The organism is Protofrankia sp. BMG5.30, from assembly GCF_001983005.1.
In the GTDB taxonomy this organism is placed as follows: Bacteria; Actinomycetota; Actinomycetes; order Frankiales; family Frankiaceae; genus Protofrankia; species Protofrankia coriariae.
In genome coordinates this window covers 117,500-125,094 of the sequence record NZ_MOME01000023.1, presented here as the reverse complement: position 1 = coordinate 125,094, position 7,595 = coordinate 117,500, and the positions used below count along the sequence as shown (strand labels likewise).

Genomic DNA, 7,595 nt, shown 5'->3' with positions numbered 1-7,595 from the left:
GCCGCGGCCTGTTCCTCATCGCCCAGCTCACCCACCACTGGGGCACCCGCTACAACCGCACCGGCAAAACCATCTGGGCCGAACAACTCATCTGAGCCGAACAGCTCATCCGAACCGAACAACTCGACGGACGAACAGCTCAACGGGCACGGCCTCGGCACGCCGGGGGCGCCGGAGATGTGCTTCGATGGTGGCGGATCACGGCCACGGCCCGTGGCCCGTCGTTGTCGGATCATCATCTGTCGGATCATCGTCACGGGGATCACCGGGAGCGGGAGGCTCGATGCTTCTGCTGCGCCGTCTGATAGGCGTCATCCTGCGTCGCGCCCGCCTACGGCAGGGACGCACCCTGCGTGAGGTTGCGCGGACCGCGAACGTGTCGGTTCCGTATCTGTCCGAAATCGAACGTGGCCGGAAAGAGGTTTCCTCAGAGGTGCTGGCTGCGCTGTGCCGGGCCCTCGACATCCGTCTCAGCGACCTGCTTGACGAGGTTCTGGACGATCTGCGCCACCTCGAGTCCGAGACGGTACCCGTCACCGTGCGCAGCGCTCCCCCCGACCTGCCCGGTGCTCCCCCCAACGTCACCGTGCGTACGCCGCAGTGCCTGGCAACGGGGTGCTCCGGCGGATCCCCGCGCGGCCGCCGGGGACCCCGATGGATCACACGGACGGGCCGATGTGTCCCGACGTACACCCGGCAACGACGGCTGTCGGTGTCGGCTCCGGCGCGGACGGCCCACTCAGCCCGTTGACCGCGGGCGTGGCAGATCCGTCGCCGCCGTCACCACGTGGTCCACGAACCCGTAGTCCCTGGCCTCCCGCGCGGTGAACCAGCGGTCCCGGTCGGAGTCACGCTCGATCTGTTCGACGGTGTGCCCCGTGTGGAAGGCGATGCGTTCCTGGATCGTCCGTTTCGTGTAAAGCGTCTGCTCGAGCTGGATGGCGATGTCGCTCGCCGTCCCACCGAGCCCACCGGACGGCTGGTGCATCATCACCTGGGCGTGCGCGAGCGCGTATCGTTTGCCGGCCGCGCCCGCRCAGAGCAGGAACTGCCCCATCGACCCGGCGAAGCCGAGCGCCACCGTCACCACGTCGTTGGTGACGTACTGCATGGTGTCGTATATGGCCATCCCCGCGCTCACCGAGCCGCCCGGTGAGTTGATGTAGAGCTGGATGTCGCGTTCGCGGTCCTCCGCGGACAGCAGCAGCAGTTTGGCGCAGATCTCGTTGGCGACAGCGTCCTCGACCACCGACCCGAGGAAGACGATACGGCTGCGCAGCAGGCGGTTGAACACCGCGTCGTCAACCTGGTAGCCATTTCCCGACTGCATTCGTGGGCGTTCCATGCGGATTTTCCTCCTCGTACGGAATGCATTTTCCCACCTGGGCGGAATCGGCTGCCGACCCCGGCGTGCCGACCACACACAGTTTTCCACCGCGAAACCGCCGGAAGCCGCGGGTCTGCCCACGGCAGACAGGACTTTCAAGATCCACAACGGATTCGGACAGGCCTCGAAACCGACGGCGCCATTCGACGACCGGCCGGTGGCGACCTGCCGGCAGCCGGTCGTCGGCCAGGACACACGCGCCGACGGGGCGGGAAGTCCGGCGGCGGAGGTACCGGGAGGATACGGCACGCGCGGCTCCCGACCGGGCGTCTCCCTGCTTCTCCGGCGGACCCTTCTCTGACGGAGACGCCGACAGGGGAGGCCGGCAGACGACCGACTCTCCCGGGAACAGCCAGGTCGGTTTTGATATACAACTGTTGCAGTCACAACCAGCGGCTCGACCCGTGCCGCGCCTTCTCCCATCCGGAGGACGTGGAACACATGACTCTGCTGACCGACCCCGTGCGGGCCGCACTGACGGCCGGGCGGCTGGCCCATCTCGTCACCCTGAACCCGGACGGCAGCCCTCAGATCACCCTGGTGTGGGTGGGCGTCGATGGCGACGAGATCGTCACCGCCCACCTGGGGCTGTACCAGAAGCTCCGCAACCTCCAGCGGGACCCACGGGTGGCGCTGTCGATCGAGGCCGAAGGGAGCGAGGACGGCGGCCTCGACCACTACCTGGTCGTCCACGGGCGCGCGAAGGTCACCGAAGGCGGCGCGCCCGAACTGCTCGCGAAACTCACCAGGATCTACCTTGGGCCGGACGCCCCTCCGTCACCGATCCCCGACCCACCCCCCGGCTACGTCCTGCGGATCACCCCGGAACGCGTCGGCGGCATCGGCCCCTGGAAGCCCTGACCACGGACTACCGACGGCCAAGCCGCCGACAGCCGGCCGTGCCTGCCCGCGGCCGGTCTCGACGGCAGTCCTTCGCGATCTCGGACTGCTCCTGTGCCRCCACCACAGCGGCCACCACGGCGRCCGGATTGGACGTGCTCATCCCGAAGGCGATCTCGACATCACTGCCCGTGGGGAGAGCTATCCGGGCGTCGCGTGGCCGGATCTCCAACACTCCGGCCTCACGGTTACGGCCTGCCCGGCCGCACTCACCCTGTACAACGACCATTTACCGGGCATCGGGCAGCTCCCACACGATCACCGTCCAGTCGGCACCGCCGGTGGCGAGCAGGCGGCCGTCCGGTGACCATGCCACCGCCTCCACCGGACCGCGGTGGTCGGTGAGGGTGGCGCGGCGGGTGGGGGCCGCGATGCTGGTCACCTCCCACACGGTCACCGTGCTGTCCACGCTGCCGGTGGCAAGCAGGTGGCCGTCCGGTGACCATGCCACCGCCTCCACCCAGCCGCGATGGTCGGTGAGGGTGGCGCGACGGGCGGGGCTCGCGGGGTCGGCCATCCCCCACAGCTGTACCGTGCTGTCCGCGCTGCCGCTGGCCAGCAGGCGGCTGTCCGGTGACCATGCCACCGCCCGCACCGGACCGCGGTGGTCGGTGAGGGTGGCGCGGCGTGCCGGAGTCAGGGAGCTGGCCACGTCCCAGACGGTCACCGTGCCGTCGCGGTTACCGGTGGCCAGGAGGTGGCCGTCCGGTGACCATGCCACCGCCCGCACCGGGCTGCGGTGGTTGGTGAGGGTGGTACGGCGTGCCGGAGTCACGGGGTTGGCCACGTCCCAGACGGTCACCGTGCCATCACGGTTACCGGTGGCCAGCAAATGCCTGTCCGGTGACCATGCCACCGCCTCCACCCAGTCTCGGTGGTCGGTGAGGGTGGCGCGACGGGCAGGGCTCGCGGGGTCCGTCATCTCCCACAGCTGTACCGTGCTGTCCGCGCTGCCGGTGGCAAGCAGGTGGCCGTCCGGTGACCACCCCACCGCCTTCACACTGCCGTGGCGGTGGTCGGTGAGGGTGGCGCGACGTGCCGGAGTCACGGGGTTGGCCACGTCCCACACAGTCACGGTGCTGTCGTCGCTGCCAGCGGCCAGCAGCCGGTCGTTCGGCGACCACATCACCGCGCGGATCCCGGGAGCGCCGAGCGCGCGGGAGAGCTGGCTGCCGTGGTGAAGCACCGCGCGGCGGACCGGTGTCCCACGTGCGAGCTGGCCAGGTGCCCGCGGCGGAACGGACTGTCTCCCTCCCGGCGTCCTCGGCGGGGACGTGAGCACGGTAGTACTGCCGGGCGTATCGGCGAGGCCGGGAAAAACCGGGGCGGCAGGGGGTTTCGCCCGTCCTGCCCGCAGAATCCTCACCTGCTCGAGCAGCCGGGCGGCAGCGGTCGCCGCGGGCACATCGAACAGATCGAACGACACGATCTGCCCCAGTAGCCCCGGCCGGGGGCAGTCCRTGATCCGGATCGGGACCAGCCTGCTGGCGAAGCCCAGTGGATCCGCGGCCTGCGCGGCCTGCCACTCCGCCTGGCCGTAGATCGACGTCAGATAGGCCTCAGACAGCAAAGCTATGGTGCGGTCCGCCTGGCTGACCCCCTGCTGCATCCGCACTGCCCAGTTCGAACCCGGAATGAAGTCCCACGCCTGGATCAGCACCCGTAGCCCGGCGGCCTCCAGCTGCCAGGCCACCCACTCCGCCCAGCCTCGGTCGACACCGGTGTAGGAGATGAAGAAATCCCACCGCGGCGTCKGTTCCTCTTCCTGCTGCCCGCCCGTCACCGGATCGCCGCCGGTCGCATCCCCCTATCACCCATAGTCGCGGAGTATGCCACGCAACGCACCCGTACATCATCCCACAAGGGCTCGTACATCCACAGGGGCTCGTCCCGCGTAGTGCGGTCGCTGGCGGGGCCAGAACCTCACACTCATCGATCATTGAGTTGGCCGGTACCACAGGATTGACATGCTGGTCGGCGTGCACGGCAGATGCCGCGGCAGGGTCTGGTAGAACCATGAATGCGATAGGGCCCACCCCTGCCCACGCAAAGAAGACCTAGATCAAAAACGCCGATCGACGATCGGATGGGAGTACCCCGCCAACCCGGTGAACGACTGCGGCCAGCGGAAGGGATTTAAGAATATCCACTCCGGAAGATGCTCACTGAATACAACGGGGCGAGGCGGACGGTCGGTTCGTCAGCCTCGTGCAGGATCGAGAAGTTCTTGGCATGCGCGTCGGCGTTGCCCACGGCCGTGGTGAACGTCGCCCGGCTCCTCGCCCTCGGGTAGCACCTGGATCGCGCCAGCGCAGTCGCGGCCGAACGCTTTCAGGATCCCGTAGGTGTCGGCTGGGCGTACCCCGGCCATAGCCGCCATCCGTTGCAGCGTCGGCCCCTCAGGCAGGATGTTCTCGAAGAAGTCCAGACCCCGCGTGTCCCGAGGGCCGATCACCGCCCCGATGGGTAGCCCGACCGACAGCGCCGGGCTGCCCGCTCCCCACCGCTCCACCGCCTCGGCCCGCCACTCCAGCGTGATCCGGAACTCCGGTCCAGGCGTCAGGACCGCCGTAGGAGTCCCGTAGAGCCAGGCCACCAGGTGATCAGCCACGGGCCCGCCGCGGCCGGACGACGACCTCGCACCCGACGAACCGCAACAGCCGCAACGCGTGGGTCAGCGAACTGCCGAACCTGCCCGCCTCCAGCGACGAGATATAGGACTGTCCGACCCCCATCGCCTCGGCCGCGGCCACCTGCGTCACCCCGGCGGAGGTTCGGAAGTGCTTGATCGCCGCGCCGAGGTCCCGCGCCGCGACCACCTGGTACTCACCCGGCGGTATCACCATTGACCAGTACTACGCCGCTATCCGTAAACAGCGATATCACCGAAGACAGATATCGGCGGGGACGCCGGCGGAGCGCAGGTAGACGGGGACGTCGACGGCGGCCAGCGTGGCGAGAACGGCCTCGCGTGTGGACGTCTTCCTCGCCGCGAGGACCTGCCGGATGGCACGATCTCGTCGTCGTTGCGCAGGTCGATGATCGTACGGATGTCGTGCGAGCACAGCGCGGACCAGCCTGCCGTRCTCAGCCGGTCGATGCTGCCCGAACGGACGAGCGCCCCGCGGCGCAACCGGCGATCATCCTGGGTGGGGAGACCGCCGAGGTCACGAACGTTGAGACAGCCGTCCCAGCCAAGATCGCGACCAGCACTCACACGACACCTATCCCACGGGACGGTCCGGGCCTGGCGGCATGCCCGCTGCATGACTACTATGACTAGTCTGACCTACTTGACCGGAGGTTCGCCATGACCGAACCAGCGAGCCAGTGGACGGCCGCGTCCGCCAAGGCACACTTCAGCGAGATGCTCGACCGGGCCGCCTCCGAAGGACCCCAGACAATTACCCGTAACGGGCACCGGACAGCGGTCGTGGTGTCCATCGAGGAATGGGAACGCAGAACACGCCGCCGCGGCACCCTGGGCGACTTCCTCGCCGCATCACCGCTCGGCGAGGTGGCCGACCTCATCCAGCGCCCACGGGAAACCTCCCCTGGCATCGGCCTGTGAACGTCCTTCTCGACACCAACGTCCTGTCGGAACGGGCGCGGCCACGCCCTGACCCCGCCCTCGTCCGCTGGATCGACGAGTTGGACGAAGACCGTGCGTTCATCAGCGTCCTCTCGCTGGCGGAGATCCGCCGAGGGATCGAACGCCTCTCGGCCGGCAACCGGCGGACGCACCTGGCTGCATGGCTGGACGCGGACCTGGTACCCCGTTTCGCGGACCGCATCCTCACCGTCGACATCCCGATAGCCGACGCCTGGGGAATGCTCATGGCGGACGGCGACCGTAACGGTAGACCGGTGCCGGTCATCGACGGCTTCCTCGCCGCGACGGCCACGGCGCACGACCTGGCTCTCGCCACCCGTAACACCCGGGATTTCGCCCACCTGGGAATCCCACTGATCAACCCGTGGAACGACGACACAACCCGGTAAGAAGGGCGGCAAAGGACAGGGAGACAGGCCCGTGAGTGCTGGACGGCGCTGGCAGGATGTCAAAGCCGAGGCGTACCGACGCCACCCCGATTTGGCCAACCCCGAACGGCAGGCCCAGGCCCGCGCCGCACTCGAACGCATACGTTGCCGGTCACCATCCCCAGGAACTCCGCGGGGCTGTCGGCAGAACCCGGTCCGACATCGCCCTGATCCTCCGGCATATCCCTGTCCCGACTCTTCCAGATCGAGATCGGTGACTCTGACTAACGGCCAGCGAAGGGTAGCGTCAACGGCCGCATCAGCGCTRTGAAATGGACGTGAGGGATGCCGTAAGGGCCTGCGCAAGGCTGTCCATCGCGTCAGGCGAAACCCATTCGGCCGGTGGCCGGCGCAGGTAGGAGAAGACGGCGGGGCCACGGTCGGCGGCAGGCAGGTCCGCCGACCGCGGAATGACATGGACATGCAGATGAGTAAAGCCCTCGGCCTCCGAGAACGCGGCCACATACGTCTTCGCACACCCGGTCACGTCGATCAGGGCACGGCTGAGACGCCACGTCACCAGACCGAGTTCGGATGCCTCCGCCGCGGTCAGTTCGGCCGGCGAGGTGACATGCCGGCGCGCGACGACCACCAGCCAGCCGGGCAGCGCAGCCCGGATCGCGTGCACCACCCGCCAGCCGGGCCCGAGCAGGATCCGCTCCCGCGGCGGCAGAGCGTCCAGCGACGCGTTGCGCACGCAGGAGTAGCAATCCTCCCGAACACCCGCTGCATGTGTGACCGTCACGATTGTCGTATCTTATCAGCAGGTTCGTCGGTTCTGCGAAGATCAGGAGATGCGGTGCCAGCATATGACTATGATTTCTTCGTGAGTTACACCGGCGCGGACCGGGAATGGGCCGAGTGGATCTCGTGGGCGCTGGAGGAGGCCGGCTACCGGATCCTCGTCCAGGCGTGGGACTTTGTGCCCGGGGCGAACTGGGTGAACGAAATGCAGAAAGGGGTGACCAAGGCAGCCCGGGTGCTTGCGGTGCTCTCCCCCGACTACCTGGAGAACTCGAAGTTCGGTACCGCCGAATGGCAGGCGTTCTGGCGGGGGGATCCGGATGGCGAGAAACGGAGGGTCCTGCCGGTTCGTGTGGAGCGCTGCGCCCCGGAAGGCCTCCTCGGCGGCATCGTCTACATCGACCTCGTCGGCCTTGCAAAAGAGGAAGCCGAAAAGATCCTGATCGACCGTGTCAGGGCCTCGCTGGCCGGCCGTGTGCGGCCGACCACCCCGCCCCGCTTCCCGGGCCGATAGCCCGTTGAC

General features: G+C 68.1%; 12 protein-coding genes and 1 pseudogene. 6 read left to right on the top strand and 7 right to left on the bottom strand.

Going from position 1 to position 7,595, the window contains the following annotated elements; translation table 11 throughout:
* A pseudogene (locus BL254_RS29475) lies at positions 1-95 on the top strand (ATP-binding protein); the annotation flags it as partial.
* Between the two features lie 188 nt (positions 96-283).
* Positions 284-751, top strand: a complete 468-nt coding sequence (locus tag BL254_RS29085) for a helix-turn-helix domain-containing protein (RefSeq protein ID WP_047223176.1) — start codon at positions 284-286, stop codon at positions 749-751.
* Here BL254_RS29085 and BL254_RS14485 read toward each other — a convergent pair.
* Entirely contained in the window at positions 740-1,345 is a 606-nt protein-coding gene (locus BL254_RS14485; protein ID WP_047223175.1) for a ClpP family protease, read from the bottom strand. The two genes, BL254_RS29085 and BL254_RS14485, sit on opposite strands and share 12 nt — an antisense overlap.
* 483 nt (positions 1,346-1,828) lie before the next feature.
* On the opposite strand from BL254_RS14485, the gene BL254_RS14475 reads away from it, so the two are divergent.
* A complete protein-coding gene (locus BL254_RS14475; RefSeq protein WP_047223173.1) occupies positions 1,829-2,248 on the top strand; it encodes a PPOX class F420-dependent oxidoreductase in 420 nt (139 codons plus the stop codon).
* Positions 2,249-2,516: 268 nt separating this feature from the next.
* Here BL254_RS14475 and BL254_RS14465 read toward each other — a convergent pair whose 3' ends face one another.
* The 5 genes from BL254_RS14465 to BL254_RS29465 form a co-directional block, all read right to left on the bottom strand.
* A complete protein-coding gene (locus BL254_RS14465; protein WP_076843551.1) occupies positions 2,517-4,070 on the bottom strand; it encodes a TIR domain-containing protein in 1,554 nt (517 codons plus the stop codon).
* Between the two features lie 353 nt (positions 4,071-4,423).
* On the bottom strand, positions 4,424-4,540 hold the full coding sequence (locus tag BL254_RS29470; protein WP_200902419.1) for a HipA domain-containing protein: 117 nt from the start codon (positions 4,538-4,540) through the stop codon (positions 4,424-4,426).
* Positions 4,488-4,898: a HipA N-terminal domain-containing protein gene (locus BL254_RS27780; RefSeq protein ID WP_047223171.1), complete on the bottom strand. Its 411-nt coding sequence runs from the start codon at positions 4,896-4,898 to the stop codon at positions 4,488-4,490. The genes BL254_RS29470 and BL254_RS27780 overlap by 53 nt, the downstream gene beginning before the upstream one ends.
* Positions 4,891-5,133: a helix-turn-helix transcriptional regulator gene (locus BL254_RS14450; RefSeq protein WP_083731092.1), complete on the bottom strand. Its 243-nt coding sequence runs from the start codon at positions 5,131-5,133 to the stop codon at positions 4,891-4,893. The genes BL254_RS27780 and BL254_RS14450 overlap by 8 nt, the downstream gene beginning before the upstream one ends.
* 17 nt (positions 5,134-5,150) lie before the next feature.
* The gene (locus BL254_RS29465; protein ID WP_083731091.1) at positions 5,151-5,555 is read right to left on the bottom strand and encodes a tyrosine-protein phosphatase; all 405 of its coding nucleotides are present in this window, start codon (positions 5,553-5,555) and stop codon (positions 5,151-5,153) included.
* A gap of 42 nt (positions 5,556-5,597) precedes the next feature.
* Here BL254_RS29465 and BL254_RS14440 point away from each other — a divergent pair, with 42 nt between their 5' ends.
* Both BL254_RS14440 and BL254_RS14435 read left to right on the top strand, forming a co-directional pair.
* The gene (locus BL254_RS14440; RefSeq protein WP_047223169.1) at positions 5,598-5,858 is read left to right on the top strand and encodes a type II toxin-antitoxin system prevent-host-death family antitoxin; all 261 of its coding nucleotides are present in this window, start codon (positions 5,598-5,600) and stop codon (positions 5,856-5,858) included.
* Entirely contained in the window at positions 5,855-6,289 is a 435-nt protein-coding gene (locus BL254_RS14435; protein WP_047223168.1) for a type II toxin-antitoxin system VapC family toxin, read from the top strand. The genes BL254_RS14440 and BL254_RS14435 overlap by 4 nt, the downstream gene beginning before the upstream one ends.
* Positions 6,290-6,587: 298 nt before the next feature.
* Here the strand turns inward: BL254_RS14435 and BL254_RS14430 are convergent, their stop codons facing one another.
* The gene (locus tag BL254_RS14430; RefSeq protein WP_076843549.1) at positions 6,588-7,073 is read right to left on the bottom strand and encodes an HIT family protein; all 486 of its coding nucleotides are present in this window, start codon (positions 7,071-7,073) and stop codon (positions 6,588-6,590) included.
* Positions 7,074-7,127: 54 nt separating this feature from the next.
* Between BL254_RS14430 and BL254_RS14425 the strand changes: the two genes are divergently transcribed.
* Positions 7,128-7,586: a toll/interleukin-1 receptor domain-containing protein gene (locus BL254_RS14425; protein WP_047223166.1), complete on the top strand. Its 459-nt coding sequence runs from the start codon at positions 7,128-7,130 to the stop codon at positions 7,584-7,586.
* Positions 7,587-7,595: the final 9 nt, after the last annotated feature.

Coding starts and splice junctions, on each gene's coding strand:
- BL254_RS29085 (WP_047223176.1), top strand. CDS start 284: ATGCTTCTGCTGCGCCGTCTGATAGGCGTCATCCTGCGTCGCGCCCGC.
- BL254_RS14475 (WP_047223173.1), top strand. CDS start 1,829: ATGACTCTGCTGACCGACCCCGTGCGGGCCGCACTGACGGCCGGGCGG.
- BL254_RS14450 (WP_083731092.1), bottom strand. CDS start 5,133: ATGGTGATACCGCCGGGTGAGTACCAGGTGGTCGCGGCGCGGGACCTC.
- BL254_RS14440 (WP_047223169.1), top strand. CDS start 5,598: ATGACCGAACCAGCGAGCCAGTGGACGGCCGCGTCCGCCAAGGCACAC.